Origin of the sequence: Saccharomonospora iraqiensis subsp. iraqiensis, assembly GCF_000430445.1 — a bacterium.
In the GTDB taxonomy this organism is placed as follows: domain Bacteria; phylum Actinomycetota; class Actinomycetes; order Mycobacteriales; family Pseudonocardiaceae; genus Saccharomonospora; species Saccharomonospora iraqiensis.
Genome location: NZ_KE387041.1, coordinates 22,728 through 38,857 on the forward strand (window position 1 = coordinate 22,728; position 16,130 = coordinate 38,857).

Consider the following 16,130-nt stretch of genomic DNA (forward strand, 5'->3'; position numbering starts at 1 on the left):
CCCGTGCGGTGCCGGGGAGCCGGGGGGCGACTCCGGCGGGGAGTGCGCGGGAGCGGACCGGGTGGGTTCCGCGGGTGCCGCGGGCGCGTTCTCGGCCGCGTCGACCTTGACCGCGAGGGAGACCTCCCGCCCGAGATGCCGGGACAGGGCCGAGGTGATCGGTTCGCGCAACGCGCGTTCGATCGCCTCCTTGGCGAAGTCGCTGGGCGCGGCGAGCAGTGCGGTGCCGTCGAGCAGGCCGATCGGCCGGGTGACCCGCATCCATGCCCGCTGCTGAGGGGACAGGGTTCCGTCCGAGAGCTCGGCGACGACCTGTTCCCAGACGACCGCCAGGTTGAGTTGGTGCTCAGACACGCTGCTCTCGCTCCCCTCCCCTCGACGTCGTCGCCGTCACGGCCCCGGCACCTGCGACACCGTTGCCGACGGCCGCGGCCGACGGGACGGCGTCGCCCGGAAGGTCCGGGGACGGCGAGGGTCCCGGCGACGGCCCGGTGGAGCGTCCCGGCAGGTCGGCGTGATTACCTGCGCAGCAGGTATCCACATGGTTGTCCACAAGTGTGCATCAATGTACGCCCGCCCCGCGGGCCCCCCATCCCGTGGGATCACGGTTCGCCGGTCGAAGTCTCCCACCTGCGGGGAACGTCCCCGCAGGCCCCGGCCGGTCACGCGAGAAGAGGCACGCTAGCAAGCCGCACGGGGCGCCACAAGGCGGCCTCGGCGGTCAGGGTGCCATCCCGGAACGGTCCTCGCCCTCCGGTGGTCCCCGCCGGAGTGAGGTCCCACGCCCGGTGGGGTGACGCACCGTGATCCGGCCGGTCACACCGGTGATCGGCCGGGTCCGGTGCCGGGGGTCGGTGTCGGTGCCGCCGGGGCCGATGCGTACCCTCGAAGGGTCTACCGCTGACAGCGGCGCCGTTCAGCCTGCCCGGCTTCCGCCGAGCACCTGAGCACACGAGACCGAAGACCGGACGCCCGAGACCAGGAGAGCGACAGCCGTGAGCAAGGGCAAGCGCACCTTCCAGCCGAACAACCGTCGACGCGCGCGGACCCACGGGTTCCGGCTGCGGATGCGTACGCGGGCGGGGCGGGCCGTTCTGGCCGCCCGTCGGCGTAAGGGCCGCAACCGGCTCGCCGCCTGACGCTCGCGTCCGGCTGCGACGACGACGAGTACGACGAGGCGCTGCGTGCTTCCCGCGGACGCTCGTCTCCGACACGGTGACCAGTTCCGCGCCGTGATGCGGGGCGGCGTCCGCGCCGGACGCCGCCGTCTGGTCGTGCATCTGCTCCCCGGGTACGGCGAGCGCCCCCGCGCGGGATTCGTGGTGAGCAAGGCCGTGGGCAACTCGGTCGTGCGGCACCGCGTGATCCGGCGGTTGCGGCATCTGGTGGCGGCGCGGCTCGGAACCCTGCCCGAGGGCAGCGCGTTGGTCGTGCGGGCGCTCCCGCCTGCGTCGTCGGCGACCAGCGCCGAACTCGGCGCTGATCTCGATGCGGCGCTGCGACGGTTGGCCGGGCGCTCCTCCTCCGGCCCGCCGCGCGGGCGTGGCCGGCCAGTCCGAACCAACGATGGATCATCGGCGTGAACGAACACGACGCGGCCGACGTCAATCCGGCCGAGAGCCACGACCCGACACCGTCCACCGGGGCCGGCGGACCGACGCGGGTCGCGTGGGTCGTGCTGCTGCCCATCCGGTTCTACCGGCGGTTCATCTCCCCCTATCTTCCCCCGATGTGTCGGTTCTATCCGAGCTGTAGCGCCTATGCGGCCGAGGCGTTGACGCGTCACGGCGCCGCCCGCGGCGGATACCTCGCGGTGCGCAGGCTGCTGCGCTGTGGGCCGTGGACACCTCCGGGACGAGACCCCGTGCCCGAGACGTTCAGTTTCCGGCACCAAGGCCCTGGTATGTCTACCGAGGAGTAGCTCAGTGCTCGACTTCATCTACTACCCGGTGTCGTTCATCCTCTGGATGTGGCACAAGGTCTTCGGTTTCGTCTTCGGTGACGACAATGCCATCGCCTGGGTCCTCGGCATCGTCTTCCTGACCTTCACCGTCCGCGGCATCCTGTTCAAGCCGTTCGTGAACCAGGTCCGGTCGATGAAGAAGATGCAGGACTTCGCGCCGGAGATCAAGAAGATCCAGAAGAAGTACGGCAACGACAAGCAGCGCCAGGCGCAGGAGATGCAGAAGCTCCAGCGCGAACACGGGGTCAACCCGTTGGGCAGCTGCCTGCCGATCCTGCTGCAGATCCCGGTGTTCATCGGACTGGTCAACGTCCTGCGGAACTTCGTGCCCGGGTCCGACTCGAACTACTTCTTCGACGCCGCCGGTGTCGCGTCCTACACCGAGGCCGAGCTCTTCGGGGTCAACCTCGGCGAGGCCATCCGGCACGTCGCCATGATGGGCGGGCCCGACATCGGCCAGGAGGGCTGGAACTGGTCGGTGGCCCCGGTGGCCTTCCCGTTGCTGATCGTCGCGAGTATCGCGACGCACTTCACCGCCCGGCACTCGGTGGCGCGGCAGAACCCCTCCTCGGCCACCCAGCAGACCGCGGTGATGAACAAGCTGACGCTGTACATCTTCCCGGTGGGTCTGTTGATCTTCGGTGCCTTCCTGCCGGTCGGTATGTTGATCTACTTCCTCGCCAACAACGTCTGGACCCTGGGCCAGCAGCGGTTCGTCTACGGCCGGATCGACAAGGAGGAAGAGGCGAAGAAGGCCGAGGAGAAGGAGAAGCGGGACACGCTCGCCCCCAAGCCCGGCCAGAAGCCCCAGCCCGGCCAGAAGCCCCAGCAGCAGAAGTCGCAGCAGCAGAAGCCGCAGCCCGGCCAGAAACCGGCACAGGGCTCCGGCAAGAAGCAGGGCAAGCAGGGCGGATCCTCCGGCGAGGGCAAGTCGGGTGGTGGTGGCTCCAACGGCACGTCGCCGAAGGGTGACAGCAGCGTCCGTGGCGGCGCCTGGGCGAAGAACGGTGGGAACCAGCCACGCCAGTCCGGCCAGGGGAAGAAGACACAGGGACGGAAGCGGCGCTGACCCGACGGGGCCGACACCGTGCGCACCGGGTGGGTCCACGGACCGCCCGGCGGGATGGGAGTCGATCCCCGCGGAGTCGACCGGAGCGGCCCGACGCGGCCGGGTCGTCTCCCCCGGTCCCGCACCGGACCGGCGGGGACGGCGTGGCGCGAGGGCCACGGCTGGTGCCGCAGCACAGCTGACGCGGGTTGAGAGGAGACGGACATGTCCGATACGGCCGGGGTGCTCGGCGCCGACCAGAACGACCCCACGCCGGGGCAGCCGGAGGAGACCTCCGGAACGGAGGCACGGGACGAGAACGCGGGAGACGTCGCCGGTGACGCCGCGGAGACCTCCGCGGCGGAGGGTGCCGCGGACACCGGTGGCGCCGACGCGGAGGACGGTGGCGCCGAGGAGCAGGATGCCGGGGACGACGGTGAGGATCTCCTCGTGCGCGAGGGGGACATCGCCGGGGACTACCTGGAGCGGCTGCTGGACATTCTCGACTACGACGGCGACATCGACCTGGACGTCGAGGCGGGCCGGGCGATCGTCAGCATCGACGGCGGGGACGATCTCGAACGGCTGGTCGGCCCCCGGGGAACGGCGCTCGAGGCGCTGCAGGAACTGACGCGGCTGGCGGTGCAGCAGGAGACCGGCACCCGGAGCAGGCTGATGCTCGACGTCGCGGGGTGGCGGGCCGACCGTCGGGAGGAACTGCGGGACCTCGGCAGGAAGACCGCCGAGTCGGTCGCGGAGTCGGGCGAGCGGACCCGCCTGCAGCCGATGACGCCGTTCGAGCGCAAGATCGTGCACGATGCGGTCGCCGAGGTGGAGGGCGTCACGAGCGAGAGCGAAGGCGAGGAGCCGAAGCGGAGGGTCGTCGTCCTGCCCGAGTGAACGGCGGATACGGCACCACATCAGAAGAGGAACGCACGAGCGGCCCGCCGGGTACCCGGCGGGCCGCTCGTCGTCGTACGGCCGTTCCACGTGAAACGTCGTCGGGGCGTTCCGTATGTGCGGCAGCGGCCGTGTCGCGGTGGTGCGGCGGCCGCGCCGGCCCGGCCGGAGGGAGTGCGGTCCCGGACGCGGACCGTGATCGGGGAGAATCGGCGGCGCCGGGTTTCACGTGAAACGGCGTGGGAGGAGTGGCAGTGAACTCGCAACCGCCCGAGGGCGAGACGACCCCGCGGGAGCCCGGTGACGGGACTCCCCCGCGACTCGACACACCGGATTCGGCGCGGGCGGTCTTCGGTGACCGGCTCGCACTCGCCGAGCAGTTCGTGGGACTGCTGAGCACCCACGGTGTCCAACGGGGCCTGATCGGACCACGCGAGCTGGACCGTCTCTGGGAACGGCACGTCCTCAACTCCGCGGTGCTCGGCGAGGCGGTCCCCGAGGTGAGGGGTACCTCCGGGGAGGGTGCCCGGCCGCGGGTGATCGACGTCGGGTCCGGGGCGGGACTGCCCGGTGTGCCGCTCGCCCTCGCACGGCCGGATCTCGATATCGTGCTTCTCGAACCGATGGCGCGGCGGGTGGACTGGCTGGAGGAGGTCGCGGAGCGGCTCGGCCTGTCCGTCACGGTCGAACGGGGACGCGCCGAGGAGAAGGCGGTTCGGCAGCGGCTCGGTGTGGCGGAGGTCGTGACCGCGCGGGCGGTGGCGCCGTTGGGTCGACTGGCGGCGTGGTGTCTGCCGTTGGTACGCGAGGGCGGCACGCTGCTGGCGTTGAAGGGGCGCAGTGCGGCCGACGAGATCGAGCGGGACCGGGACGCGGTGCGTCGGGCAGGTGGGGGTGAGCCACGGATCGTGGAGTGCGGTGCGGGCGTTCTGGACACACCGACGACGGTCGTCGCCATCGAGCGGGTCGCCCCGGCCCGGGGGACACGACGCGCGCCGAAGCGGGACCGGACGAAGCAGGGGGAGACCGAACGGGTGGAGTCGCGGAAATCGGGAGTTGCGCGGAGACGCAATTCGAGACGGCACTGAGAGGATTGGCCGAACGAATGAGCACGACCAGCACGACCGACGCGGCGGGCCCGGTGGGCTCGCCCGGAGCGCAGCGTTCCTTGTTCCACGTGAAACAGCGGGGGTCCGGGACGTGCTCCGGTGCGGTGCGGCAGCACGGTGAGTTCGTGACGACGAGGAAGGGTGGCCAGCGGTGAACACGACTCCCGAGACCGGTGTCGGCGGCACCCCGATCGCCGAGGAAGCACTCCGGGCCGCCCGCGTTCTGCACCCCGACGCGAACCTCATGCCGAGGCCGACCCGACGTCGTGTGCTCACCGTCGCGAACCAGAAGGGCGGGGTCGGCAAGACGACCAGCACGGTGAACCTCGCCGCGGGTCTCGCGCTCTACGGGGTACGGACGCTGGTGGTGGATCTCGACCCGCAGGGGAACGCGAGTACCGCGCTGGACGTCGACCACCGCTCCGGCACGCCCTCGGTGTACGAGATGCTCCTGGGCGAGGCGTCGGTCGTGGACGCGGCACAGACGAGCGGGCAGTCCGACCACCTGCTCTGTGTCCCGGCGACGATCGACCTGGCCGGTTCGGAGATCGAGCTGGTGTCGATGGCGTCGCGCGAGGCACGACTGAAGGAAGCCCTCACGAGCGAGGGGCTGGACCAGCTCGGCATCGACTACGTCTTCGTGGACTGCCCCCCGTCCCTCGGACTGCTCACGGTGAACGCCCTCGTGGCGGCGCACGAGGTGCTCATCCCGATCCAGTGCGAGTACTACGCGCTGGAGGGGCTCGGCCAGCTGCTCAACAACATCGAGCTGGTCCAGCGGCACCTGAACCAGGAGCTGACCGTGTCCACGATCCTGCTCACCATGTACGACGGTCGGACGAAGCTGGCCGATCAGGTGACCCAGGAGGTCCGCAGGCACTTCGGGGACGTCGTGCTCAACACGATCATCCCGCGCAGCGTGAAGGTCTCCGAGGCGCCGGGCTACGGCCAGACGGTGCTCGGCTACGACCCGGGGTCGCGCGGCGCGATGAGTTATGTGGACGCGGCTCGGGAGATCGCCGAGCGCGGAGCGAAGGAGCGACAATGAGCGAGCGGAGAGGTGGCCTCGGCCGGGGCCTGGCCGCGCTGATCCCGACCGGACCGGTCGAGCCCGCCGACGGTGCGGAGCCGGAACAGGACCGCCCGGGCGGGGCGGATCGCGGAGACAGCGGCGGGGCGGGATCCGGGGGCGTCCGTACGAACGGGCGTGGCGGGACGGCCGCCTCGCGAGCCGGTTCCGACGGGGACACGGGATGGTTCGCGGCGAACGCCACCGTGACCCCGCACGGCGGCGAGGTCGCCGGTGCGGTCTACCGCGAGATCCCGGTCGAGGCGATCAAGTCCAACCCCAAGCAGCCGCGTCAGGTCTTCGACGAGGACGCGCTGGCGGAGTTGGAGCACTCGATCCGTGAGTTCGGGCTGATGCAGCCCATCGTCGTGCGCGTGCTCGGGGACAACGAGTTCGAGCTCGTCATGGGTGAGCGCCGGCTGCGGGCGGCCCAGCAGGCCGAGTTGGAACTCATCCCCGCCATCGTGCGCAACACCTCCGACGAGGCGATGCTGCGGGACGCCCTGCTGGAGAACATCCACCGGGTCCAGCTGAACCCGCTCGAGGAGGCGGCCGCGTACCAGCAGCTGCTCGACGAGTTCGGTGTCACCCACGACGAACTGGCCTCCCGCATCGGGCGGAGCCGCCCGGTGATCACCAATACGATCCGCCTGCTCCGTCTCCCCCTGCCGGTGCAGCGGCGGGTCGCGGCGAACGTCCTCTCCGCGGGGCATGCCCGCGCCCTCCTGTCGGTCGACGACCCGGACCGCCAGGAGGAGCTCGCCACCCGGATCGTCGCGGAGGGGCTGTCGGTCCGTGCGACCGAGGAGGCGGTGACCCTCTCGAAGAGTGAGTCGAAACCGAAGCCGAAGCAGACCGACCGCAAGCCGATGACGATGCCGGGAGTCGACGGACTGGCCGAACGCCTGTCGGATGCGTTCGACACCCGGGTCAAGGTCGACGTCGGTAAGCGCAAGGGGCGCATCGTGGTCGAGTTCGGCTCTCCGGATGACCTGGAGCGGATCGTCACGATGATGGCCCCCGGTCACGCCCAGCAGATCCGGGCGGTCAAACAGGGCATTTCGGACACCGAGGACGACGACCGATGACACCGGCCTGATTCGTCACGGTGACGGTTCGCGGGCCGGGGGTGCGCGACCGGTGACCGGGCCGACGGATCAGGCCGGCGGCCGCAGGTCAGCTCCCCCGCCGCACCGCGCGCTCGACCAGGTCGGTGAACACCACGCCCAGCGACGTTCCCGCGGCCTCCATCGCCATCGGCACGGTGGAGGTCTCGGTCAGCCCGGGCGAGGAGTTCACCTCGAGGAAGTGCACGCTGCCGTCGGCGGCCACGATCGCGTCGGTGCGCGAGATGTCGCGCAGCCCGAGCAACCGGTGCGCGCCGACGGCGAGGTCGCCGACGGCCTTCGCCGTCTCGTCACTCAGTCGCGCCGGGGCGAAGAAGTCGGTGAGCCCGGCGGTGTAGCGGGCGGTGTAGTCGTAGACACCGCCCTCCGGCACGATCTCGACCGCGGGCAGCGCCTCCGGCCCGCCGTCGCGCTCGACGACGGTCACCGCGACCTCGACGCCGTCGACGAACCGCTCGGCGAGCACGGCGTCCCCGTACGCGAAGCTGCCGACCATCGCGGCGGGCAGCTCACCGGCCTCGCGCACCACCTGGGCGCCGAGCGCCGAGCCGCCCTGGTCGGGCTTGAGGATGAGCGGCAGACCCAGCTTGTCCACCATCGCGTCCAGCACCGTCTGCGCCCCGAGTTCGCGGAACGTGCTGTGCGGCAGGGCCACCCAGTCCGGGGTGGTGTGGTCGTTCTCGGCGACGAGCGCCTTGGCGATCGGCTTGTCCCACGCCCGTCGGCAGCCCTCGGAGCTGGTGCCGACGAACGGCACGCCCAGCATCTCCAGCACCGTCTGCACCGACCCGTTCTCGCCTTCCCCGCCGTGCAGGGCGATGACCGCCGCGTCGGGGCGTTCGTCCCGGAGGCGGGACAGCAGGCTCGCGTCGGTGTCCCACTCCTGCACCGTCAGCCCCTGCTCGCGCAGCGCGACGGACAACCTGCGGCCCGACCGCAGCGAGATGTCCCGTTCGTGCGACAGGCCGCCGGCGAGCACGGCGACAGTACCTTCGGCCAACGCGGGTCTCCTCGAAGTCGTGATGCTGGTGTGCCGCCCGGTCCGGTGGGGCCGGGCTCAGGCCGTGTTCGGCCCGGGCGACTGCGGCCCGGACACCGTGCGGGTGGTGACGCTGCCGAAGGTGCGTTGCAGCTCCCGTTCGGATTCCATCACCCCGGTGAGTCTGCGCACCCCCTCGTGGATGCGTTCCGGTGTCGGGTAGCAGAACGACAGCCGCATCTGGCGGCTGCCGAGCCCGTCGGTGTAGAAGCCGGTGCCCGAGGCGTAGGCGACGCGGGCGGCGACCGCTCTGGGGAGCATCGCCTTCGTGTCGATCCCGTCCGGCACCGTCACCCACACGAAGAAGCCGCCCTCCGGGTGCGTCCACGTGACACCGGGCGGCATGTGCTGTTCGAGGGCGGAGATCATCGCGTCCCGGCGTTCCCGGTAGTTCTCCCGGAAGCTCTTGATCTGGCCCTTCCAGTCGTGGGTGGACAGGTACTTGGAGACGACGAGCTGGTTCAGCGTGGGCGGGCACAGGGTGGCCGACTCGGCGGCGAGCACCAGCTTCTCGCGCACCGCGTGCGGGGCGAGCACCCAGCCAACGCGCAGCCCGGAGGCGAACGTCTTGGAGAACGAGCCCAGATAGATGACGTTGTCCGGGTCCATCGACCGCAGCGGCGGATAGGTCTGGCCGTCGAAGGCGAGCAGACCGTAGGGGTTGTCCTCGACCACCATGACGTCGTGGGCGCGGCAGATCTCCAGGATCTCCGCGCGCCGCTCGGTGGCCAGGGTGACGCCCGCGGGGTTGTGGAAGTTCGGGATCGTGTAGAGGAACTTCACCGTGCGGCCCTGCCGCGCGCACTCGGCGAGCGCCTCGCGGAGCGCGTCCGGGACGAGCCCGTCGTCGTCCATCGTCACGTGGACCACGTTCGCCTCGTAGGCGGAGAACGAGCCGAGCGCACCGACGTACGAGGGCCCCTCGGCGAGGACGACGTCGCCGGGGTCGCAGAACAGCCGGGTCACCATGTCCAGCGCCATCTGGGAGCCGACGGTGACGACGATGTCGTCGGGGTGCGCGGAGATCCCCTCCACCGCCATGACGTCGCAGATCTGCTCACGCAGTGTCGGCACGCCCTGCGCGGAGCCGTACTGCAGAGCGACCATGCCCTCCTGCGAGATGACCTCGGCCATCTGCTCGGACAGCGACTCCAGCGGGAGCGCGGCCAGGTTCGGCATCCCACCCGCGAGCGAGACCACCTCGGGCCTGCTCGCGACCGCGAACAACGCCCGGATCTCCGAGGCCGTCATGCCCGCGGTGCGCGCCGCGTAACGGTCGAGGTGCGGATCGAGGTTCTGGCGGCCCGGCTCGGACCCTGGTCGATGCTCGGGAGGCTCGGATGCAGTCATCGCACACGCTCTCGTCTGCTTCGGCGCCCACTGGGCGGCGCTTGCTGTTGCCGGGTTCCTCGCGTGTCCTGGTCGATGGTGTCGTCAGACCGTGTCGAGGGAGCCCGTGGCCGGGTGTACCGGCAGTGGGACCCACCCGAGTGTAACGTCCGTCCCCGCGGGCATTCCCGCTCTTGGCGGGGCTTATCACACCGCCATAAGATCGAAATGTGGCTTTCTGGCCGCCGCGCCCGCGATGCGCGCCGGTTCCACCACAGGCGGGATGACGTGTGTCGGGGAGGTTCGGTGTCGCGAAGTATCGAGGGCATCACCCTGGACAACCTGGAGCGGCTGCCGCTCGGTTGTCGTCGGTGTGTGTACTGGGAGGTGGCCCCGCACCTGCGGGAGGAGGCCGAGCAGTTCGGCGAGACCGAGGTCGAGAAGGAGGCCTGGATCTCGTCCGTGCTCCTGGAGTGGGGCTCGTGCGGACGGGTGGTGTTCCACGGGGACGACCCCGTCGGCTTCGTCCTCTACGCCCCGCCGACCGCGGTGCCCCGGGCCGGCGCGTTCCCCACCTCTCCCCCGGGCGCCGACGCGATCCTGCTCACGGCGTTTCACGTGCAACAGGAGTTCCGCGGCTCCGGCATCGGCCGCGCCCTGGTGCAGGCCACGGTGCAGGACCTCACGCGCCGTGGGGTGCGGGCCGTGGAGGCGTTCGGCGACGCGCAGCCGGATACCGACGACGGGCAGCACGTCTGCGTGGTCCCCGCCGCGTTCCTGCGCGCCGTCGGGTTCAAGACGGTCGCCCCGCACACCCGGTGGCCCCGCCTGCGCATGGAGCTGCGCTCCGGCCTGTCCTGGAAGGCCGACGTCGAGGCCGCCCTGGAACGCCTCCTCGACGAGGTCGCCGTCACCGCCACCCCGAGCGTCACCCGCGCCTGAGGTGCGTGGCGGTGTGCCGTGAAGGACCCCTTGCCTGCGTGTGACGCAGCGGGGGACTCCTTCCCTGCACCGTGTGCGGTGAAGGGGTCCTTCACGGCACACCGGGAACGCCACGGGTGCCGCGACGTCCACAGGGTGCTGTGGACAACTTCGCCTTGTTGTCCACAGGCCTGTGCACAGGCGGGTGGGTTGTCCACAGCATGGCGCCGGTGGGGGACGGACCGCTGGTGAGGCGCTGATCCTCAGCGGAGGTAGGTGCCTTTGCCGGGGAGGGTGCGGGTCGTACCGCGCTCGGTCAGCAGGCGCACCGCGCGGTCGACGGTGGCGACCGAGACGCCGTAGTCCCGCGCCAGGTGCCCCCGGTTGGGCAGCTGGCGGCCGAACTCGCCCCGGTCGATGCGCGCGGCGAGGTGGTCGGCGACGCGGCGCCAGAGGTACTCCGGCCGGTCGGTGCGGAGCGGGAAGCGGCCCCCGCAATCGGTTGCGCTCACGCTCCACCACCGTTCCCGGGATCGTCGGCCGTCATCCGCCGCCCCAGTTCGCACACGTCCACCCCGACCCGGCGGATCGCACGCCGGTCGTCCGGCGCCGCCTCGTCGAGATGCACGAGCGCGCCGATCACCTCGTACCAGCGCCTCCGCAGGTCCGTCCCGGGGTCGTCCGGGCCTCCGGCGCCGTCCGCCCGGCAGCATTCCAGGACCCCGCGCCCGCGATCGTGGACGACCTCACCCGCCTCCCCACCGCACATCTCGGCGAGACACTCCTCCAGCACGGCCCAGTGACCGGGGGCGAGCCTGCCGGGCGGAGGTGTCCGCGCGGTGTGGCCGCCGCTCCCGCCCGGCAGCACCGGAGGTCCGTCCAGCTCCGCGGCCCGGTCCCGGAACGCACCGGCCAGCTCGGACAACAGCGAGCCGATCTCGGCCAGCCTCGTCGCCGGCAGTTGCCCGCCGTCCTGTTCCGCCATGAGCTCGCAGACCACCGCACCGAGCCCCCGGTTCACCCGCGCGGCACGGGCGAGCAGCTCACGGTCCCGTTCGATCATCGGCATCACCCCGGGTGGTGGTTGAGGACTCCATGGGATCCACCCTGACGGAATCCGAGGAAAAGACCTTGCCACCGTGGCAATCACGCGACCGGATGAAGCTTCGGCAACCGGTCCTGATCGGGTCGGTAGGACGTCCGCTTACACCGGCAACCCGGAGCGGTAGGCCATGCCGTGGAGTTCACGGCGGGCACGCTCACTTCCGGTCTTCGTGAGCAGTTCGGCGAGGACCGTTCGCAGGGAGGGCTGCCGCTGGATGCGGGCGGGAGAAAGGCGTTCCGCTTCACGCAACATGTGCACCGCGGTGTCCCGGTGGCGCGGTAAGCGAGCCAGCGCCCGGCCGTAGTCCCGGTAGTAGGCGGCCCTACGGGTATTCGTGGGGAGTGCCGAAGGGTCGATCCGCTCGGCGATACGGACGGCCCGGGCGTGCTCACCGGATTCCAGCGCGACCGACAGTTGCCACACTCCCACATTGGCCGGGCCGAAGCCGAACCAGAACGCATCGCCCTCACCGGTGAACGCGGCAAGGTCGGCGGCCCGGTCGAGGGCGGCCTGCTGTTGCGCGTCCCGGCCTCGGGTGGCCGCGAGCAGTGACGAGGCGAGGGTGAGCATCCCGGACATCTGCCGGGCACCGGATGTGGCCGTGCCCGGGTCCGACGAGGTCAGGACCTGCTCCATGAGGTCGAGACCACCCGCGCCGAGCAGCGCGAAGGCGTTGCCGAACGCGCTGATCGCCGTATAGGTCGGCTCGTCCAGACGCTCGGCGGCGACCCGGGCGAGCGTGGCGGCCTGCCAGGCGAGGTCCTGGTGTGCCCCCACATCACACAACCACGCCTGCGTTCCCTGCACGTGGGTCAGCACGGCGAGTCTCAGGAGCTCCCGCTCGTCCCGGCCGGCCCGGAGGGCGGTGTGCAGGTCGTGGATCAGCCCCGGGAGACGGTCGCCGACGAGTGCGTGGTCACAGTTCCGCTGCGCGGTGAGTACCTCGGCGACCCTGGTCCGGAGTGCTTCGACCGGTTGCCGGACGCCGTTCGGCGCCTGCATCCCGACCGACAGCAGCGCGAGTCGCACCTCGACGAGTGCCCGTTCCTCCCCGGCCGGCCCGATCTCGGCGACCGTGTTCTGGGCGAGTTCGTTGGGTGCGACGTCCAGCGCATCCGCGAGGGCCACGATGAGCGACCGTCGGTCGAGCGCACGGTCCCCGGACTCCAGACGGGACAGGTACGACGGTGAAATGCCCGCGAGTCCGGCCACGACGGCGAGGGATTTACCCCGCGCATGCCGTAGTCGATGCAACGTCTGCCCGAGAGTCGGGGTCATTTCCGCAGCGTACCGGCCCGGCCATGGGTCCGGCCCTACTCCGTTGGTGCCACGTCCGGATCGGACCGGGTCGCACGGCGCAGGCGTGCGGCGGGATCCTCCGCCCGTGCTCAGTCGTGGCCGGCGGAGACCTCGGTGAGTTCGTGGGCCAGGACGTCGGCGAAGGTGAACGTGCCCGTGGGTTGGTCGTTCTCGCCGAGCAGGTACAGCCGCTTGACCGCCACGAGCAGGCCCTCCGCCACCACGTCGCGGAATCCGGGGTCGGACAGCCGGGCGCGGTCCCCGGCGTTGGTGAGGTAGCCGATCTCCACCCGGACCGCGGGGCAGCGGGTGCGGGTGAAGATGTCCCACGTCTTCGGGTGGGTGCGGCAGTCCTGCATCCCGGTGCGCACGGCCAGCTCGCGTTGGATGTAGCCGGCCAGCAGTTCGCCCACCGTCGAGGTCGTGCCGTTGCCGGTGCCGAAGTGGAAGCTCGCCACACCCTCCGCCTGGGCGGAGCGGTTGCCGTCCGAGTGCAGCGACAGGAACAGGTCCGCGCCCGCGTCGTTGGCGAACTGCGCCCGCTGACTCTCCGACGGACTGTGCGCGGGGCCCCGGGAGATGAGCGCCTCCATGCCGGTGGCCTTCATCCGGCCCTCCAGCCTGCGCGCCAGGTCCCAGGCGACCTGGGCCTCGCTCACCCCGTGCACGGACACGCCCAGATCCGGGCCGCCGTGACCGGGGTCGATGACGATGCGCTTGCCGCGCAGGCGGGGACCGGAACGCCGCACCTGCTCCCGCTCCCGCAGGAACACCGGCCGGCCACCACGCGCACGCGGCGACAGCTGCCGCAACGCCCGCACAGTCGCCGGACCGCAGATCCCGTCCACCACGAGTCCGTAGTCCCGTTGGAAGTTCTTCAGTGCCCGCTCGGTCTGCGGGCCGAAGCCGCCGTCCGGGCGGCCCGCGTCGAAGCCCAGCTCGGTGAGCCGCTCCTGGAGGGCGAAGACGTCGTCCCCGTGGACCGGGGACGACACGAGATAGGCGAGCGGCCTGCTGCCGAGGTGGTAGGTCGAGCCCCGCAGCGCACGGTAGGTGGCCGGGCCGACGACACCGTCGGTGATCAGGCCGCGGCGCTGCTGGAAGGCCCGGACGGCGTGTTCGACGTCCAGGTCGAAGGAAGCTCCGTGTCCGTTGGTCTCGGCACCGGACGTGAGCAGGTCCAGTGCCGAGAGCATTGATTTGATCTCGGCGACCTCCGGTCCGGTGTCGCCGCGGCGGAGTACCCGCATGCACCCCTCGCTTTTCCTCGGGCACCAGGTGCGTTCGTCTGGGGACTGTGCGTGAGGGCCGGTGCGTAGGCCTGCGGTCCCTATTGTGCCCTGCCGGGTCCGTACCGATGCGGAGGGCTGCTCCCGTTTGTCACCCACACGGAGGTATTGGGACGAAAAAACCCGGAAGCGCGGGTGACCTGCGCTTCCGGGTTGTTCCGACCGGTCCGAAGGCTCGGACGGGTTCAGAGCACGGGGCTCAGAGGACGTCCGAGAGGTCCGAGAGCAGGGCCGCCTTCGGCTTGGCGCCCTGGATCTGCTTCACGGCCTTGCCGTCCCGGAACAGGATCAGCGTCGGGATGGACATGACCTGGTAGTCCCGGGCCGTGTTCGGGTTCTGGTCGACATCGAGCTTGGCCACGCGCAGCTTGTCGCCGTACTCGGAGGCGATCTCCTCCAGCACGGGCGCGACCATCTTGCACGGTCCGCACCAGGTGGCCCAGAAGTCCACGAGCACGGGCTTGTCGGCCCCGAGGACCTCGTCGGAGAAGTTGTTGTCGGTCACCTGCACGGTGTCGGTCATTGTCACTCCTGTCGTCACTCGACACGGTTGCCGTCGGTCGGCACCGCGGACTGGGTGGGGTTCGTCCGGCCGCCGCAACACGGCACGTCCGGCCGCAGCCGTGGCGCGGAGGCCGGTGGTACGGAGGTCAGTGGCTCGGGCCGTACCCGCCGCCGACCAGCGCCGGGTCCTCGCTGGCCTCGGCGACGTCCTCGTGTTCGGCCAGCCAGCGCTCGGCATCGATCGCCGCCGAGCAGCCCGTGCCCGCCGCGGTGACGGCCTGCCGGTAGGTGCGGTCCACGAGGTCGCCCGCGGCGAAGACTCCCTCGATGTTGGTGTGGGTGCCACGCCCGGAGGTCAGCACGTAGCCCTCGTCGTCCAGGTCCACCTGGCCGCGCACCAGTTCACTGCGGGGGTCGTGCCCGATCGCGAGGAAGAAGCCGGTGACGTCCATCGTCGACTCCTCCCCGGTCACGGTGTCGACCAGCTTGAGGCCGTTGACCTTGCCGTTGTCCCCGAGAACCTCGGTGACCTGGGAGTTCAGCTGCCACCGGATCTTCTCGTTCTGCTGCGCCCGGCGCAGCATGATCTTCGAGGCGCGGAACTCCTCGCGGCGGTGGATGATGGTGACGGTGCGCGCGAACTTCGTCAGGAAGGTCGCCTCCTCCATCGCGGAATCGCCCCCACCGACCACCGCGATGTCCTGGTCACGGAAGAAGAAGCCGTCGCAGGTGGCGCAGGACGACACACCGTGACCGAGCAGTTCCTGTTCGCCGGGCACGCCGAGGTAGCGGGGCGAGGCCCCCATCGCGAGCACGACCGCGTGCGCCGCGTAGCGCTGCCCGTGTGCGCTCACGTACTTCACCGGGCCGGTCAGGTCGAGCTCCTCGACATCGGCCTGCTGCAGGTCGGCGCCGAAGGCCTTGGCCTGTTCGCGCATCTCGTCCATCAGCTCGGGGCCCTGGATGCCCGACCGGAACCCCGGGTAGTTCTCCACCTCCGTGGTGGTCATCAGCGCACCGCCGAACTGGGTGCCCTCGAACACCACGGGATCGAGCTGGGCCCGCGCGGCGTACACCGCGGCCGTGTACCCGGCCGGCCCCGACCCCACGATGATGAGGTTCCGAATGTCCTCTCCTGCCACCAGCGACCTCCGCTTCGACGAAAACCTGCGTCACCCCGTCTCAACACGATGGTAGGCGCGGGTGTTCCCGGCGGGCAGGAGTGCCGGTCAGCCGCCCGCGCCGCCCGTTCCGCCCACCGTGGTGTCCATGAGCAGGCCGGATTCACCGGATCCGCAGTCGGCCGGGAGCGCGACCAGGCGGAACTGTGCGAGCTCGCCGGTGGTGTAGAGCACGAGGACGGACTCCCGGCCGTCGACGGTGGCGGGCCGGACGCCCGCCGCGTCCCGGTCCGGGTCGAGGCCGTTC

17 protein-coding genes and 2 pseudogenes are annotated in these 16,130 nt (G+C 70.9%); 9 read left to right on the forward strand and 10 right to left on the reverse strand.

Features of this window, described 5'->3' with window-relative positions; translation table 11 throughout:
- Nucleotides 1-354, reverse strand: a pseudogene (locus ACTIR_RS0102945) (chromosomal replication initiator protein DnaA); the annotation flags it as partial.
- A 641-nt stretch (nucleotides 355-995) separates the two neighbouring features.
- On the opposite strand from ACTIR_RS0102945, the gene rpmH reads away from it, so the two are divergent.
- From rpmH to ACTIR_RS0102985, 8 genes are all read left to right on the forward strand, one after another.
- Nucleotides 996-1,139: a 50S ribosomal protein L34 gene (gene rpmH / locus ACTIR_RS25130; RefSeq protein ID WP_007023922.1), complete on the forward strand. Its 144-nt coding sequence runs from the start codon at nucleotides 996-998 to the stop codon at nucleotides 1,137-1,139.
- Between the two features lie 45 nt (nucleotides 1,140-1,184).
- Nucleotides 1,185-1,583, forward strand: coding sequence for a ribonuclease P protein component (gene rnpA / locus ACTIR_RS0102950; RefSeq protein ID WP_026453168.1), 399 nt, complete (start codon nucleotides 1,185-1,187; stop codon nucleotides 1,581-1,583).
- Nucleotides 1,580-1,921, forward strand: coding sequence for a membrane protein insertion efficiency factor YidD (gene yidD / locus ACTIR_RS0102955; RefSeq protein ID WP_026453169.1), 342 nt, complete (start codon nucleotides 1,580-1,582; stop codon nucleotides 1,919-1,921). Before rnpA ends, yidD begins: the two co-directional genes overlap by 4 nt.
- 4 nt (nucleotides 1,922-1,925) lie before the next feature.
- On the forward strand, nucleotides 1,926-3,032 hold the full coding sequence (yidC, locus tag ACTIR_RS0102960) for a membrane protein insertase YidC (RefSeq protein WP_026453170.1): 1,107 nt from the start codon (nucleotides 1,926-1,928) through the stop codon (nucleotides 3,030-3,032).
- 204 nt (nucleotides 3,033-3,236) lie between these two features.
- Nucleotides 3,237-3,911, forward strand: a complete 675-nt coding sequence (locus ACTIR_RS0102965; protein ID WP_026453171.1) for a Jag family protein — start codon at nucleotides 3,237-3,239, stop codon at nucleotides 3,909-3,911.
- A 254-nt stretch (nucleotides 3,912-4,165) separates the two neighbouring features.
- The gene (gene rsmG / locus ACTIR_RS0102970) at nucleotides 4,166-4,999 is read left to right on the forward strand and encodes a 16S rRNA (guanine(527)-N(7))-methyltransferase RsmG (RefSeq protein WP_026453172.1); all 834 of its coding nucleotides are present in this window, start codon (nucleotides 4,166-4,168) and stop codon (nucleotides 4,997-4,999) included.
- A gap of 172 nt (nucleotides 5,000-5,171) precedes the next feature.
- Nucleotides 5,172-6,068, forward strand: a complete 897-nt coding sequence (locus tag ACTIR_RS0102980) for a ParA family protein (protein ID WP_007023916.1) — start codon at nucleotides 5,172-5,174, stop codon at nucleotides 6,066-6,068.
- On the forward strand, nucleotides 6,065-7,177 hold the full coding sequence (locus ACTIR_RS0102985; RefSeq protein ID WP_026453173.1) for a ParB/RepB/Spo0J family partition protein: 1,113 nt from the start codon (nucleotides 6,065-6,067) through the stop codon (nucleotides 7,175-7,177). Before ACTIR_RS0102980 ends, ACTIR_RS0102985 begins: the two co-directional genes overlap by 4 nt.
- A gap of 88 nt (nucleotides 7,178-7,265) precedes the next feature.
- Here ACTIR_RS0102985 and ACTIR_RS0102990 read toward each other — a convergent pair whose 3' ends face one another.
- Entirely contained in the window at nucleotides 7,266-8,216 is a 951-nt protein-coding gene (locus ACTIR_RS0102990) for a D-alanine--D-alanine ligase family protein (protein WP_026453174.1), read from the reverse strand.
- Between the two features lie 57 nt (nucleotides 8,217-8,273).
- Nucleotides 8,274-9,605, reverse strand: coding sequence for an aminotransferase-like domain-containing protein (locus ACTIR_RS0102995; RefSeq protein ID WP_026453175.1), 1,332 nt, complete (start codon nucleotides 9,603-9,605; stop codon nucleotides 8,274-8,276).
- A 285-nt stretch (nucleotides 9,606-9,890) separates the two neighbouring features.
- On the opposite strand from ACTIR_RS0102995, the gene ACTIR_RS0103000 reads away from it, so the two are divergent.
- On the forward strand, nucleotides 9,891-10,526 hold the full coding sequence (locus ACTIR_RS0103000; RefSeq protein WP_026453176.1) for a GNAT family N-acetyltransferase: 636 nt from the start codon (nucleotides 9,891-9,893) through the stop codon (nucleotides 10,524-10,526).
- Between the two features lie 242 nt (nucleotides 10,527-10,768).
- On the opposite strand, the gene ACTIR_RS0103005 is transcribed toward ACTIR_RS0103000, so the two are convergent.
- The 7 genes and pseudogenes from ACTIR_RS0103005 to ACTIR_RS21350 form a co-directional block, all read right to left on the reverse strand.
- Nucleotides 10,769-11,017, reverse strand: coding sequence for a GntR family transcriptional regulator (locus tag ACTIR_RS0103005; protein ID WP_019810975.1), 249 nt, complete (start codon nucleotides 11,015-11,017; stop codon nucleotides 10,769-10,771).
- Entirely contained in the window at nucleotides 11,014-11,568 is a 555-nt protein-coding gene (locus tag ACTIR_RS0103010; protein WP_026453177.1) for a hypothetical protein, read from the reverse strand. The genes ACTIR_RS0103005 and ACTIR_RS0103010 overlap by 4 nt, the downstream gene beginning before the upstream one ends.
- A gap of 141 nt (nucleotides 11,569-11,709) precedes the next feature.
- The gene (locus ACTIR_RS0103015) at nucleotides 11,710-12,888 is read right to left on the reverse strand and encodes a helix-turn-helix domain-containing protein (protein ID WP_233345806.1); all 1,179 of its coding nucleotides are present in this window, start codon (nucleotides 12,886-12,888) and stop codon (nucleotides 11,710-11,712) included.
- A gap of 110 nt (nucleotides 12,889-12,998) precedes the next feature.
- Entirely contained in the window at nucleotides 12,999-14,159 is a 1,161-nt protein-coding gene (locus tag ACTIR_RS0103020; RefSeq protein ID WP_026453179.1) for an N-acetylmuramoyl-L-alanine amidase, read from the reverse strand.
- A gap of 238 nt (nucleotides 14,160-14,397) precedes the next feature.
- Nucleotides 14,398-14,721, reverse strand: a complete 324-nt coding sequence (gene trxA, locus ACTIR_RS0103025) for a thioredoxin (protein ID WP_007023905.1) — start codon at nucleotides 14,719-14,721, stop codon at nucleotides 14,398-14,400.
- A 127-nt stretch (nucleotides 14,722-14,848) separates the two neighbouring features.
- A complete protein-coding gene (gene trxB, locus ACTIR_RS0103030; protein ID WP_026453180.1) occupies nucleotides 14,849-15,844 on the reverse strand; it encodes a thioredoxin-disulfide reductase in 996 nt (331 codons plus the stop codon).
- An 87-nt stretch (nucleotides 15,845-15,931) separates the two neighbouring features.
- Nucleotides 15,932-16,130: pseudogene (locus ACTIR_RS21350) on the reverse strand (hypothetical protein); the annotation flags it as partial.

Coding starts and splice junctions, on each gene's coding strand:
- ACTIR_RS0102965 (WP_026453171.1), top strand. CDS start 3,237: ATGTCCGATACGGCCGGGGTGCTCGGCGCCGACCAGAACGACCCCACG.
- trxA (WP_007023905.1), bottom strand. CDS start 14,721: ATGACCGACACCGTGCAGGTGACCGACAACAACTTCTCCGACGAGGTC.
- ACTIR_RS0103020 (WP_026453179.1), bottom strand. CDS start 14,159: ATGCGGGTACTCCGCCGCGGCGACACCGGACCGGAGGTCGCCGAGATC.
- ACTIR_RS0103010 (WP_026453177.1), bottom strand. CDS start 11,568: ATGATCGAACGGGACCGTGAGCTGCTCGCCCGTGCCGCGCGGGTGAAC.
- ACTIR_RS0102995 (WP_026453175.1), bottom strand. CDS start 9,605: ATGACTGCATCCGAGCCTCCCGAGCATCGACCAGGGTCCGAGCCGGGC.
- ACTIR_RS0103015 (WP_233345806.1), bottom strand. CDS start 12,888: ATGACCCCGACTCTCGGGCAGACGTTGCATCGACTACGGCATGCGCGG.
- ACTIR_RS0102985 (WP_026453173.1), top strand. CDS start 6,065: ATGAGCGAGCGGAGAGGTGGCCTCGGCCGGGGCCTGGCCGCGCTGATC.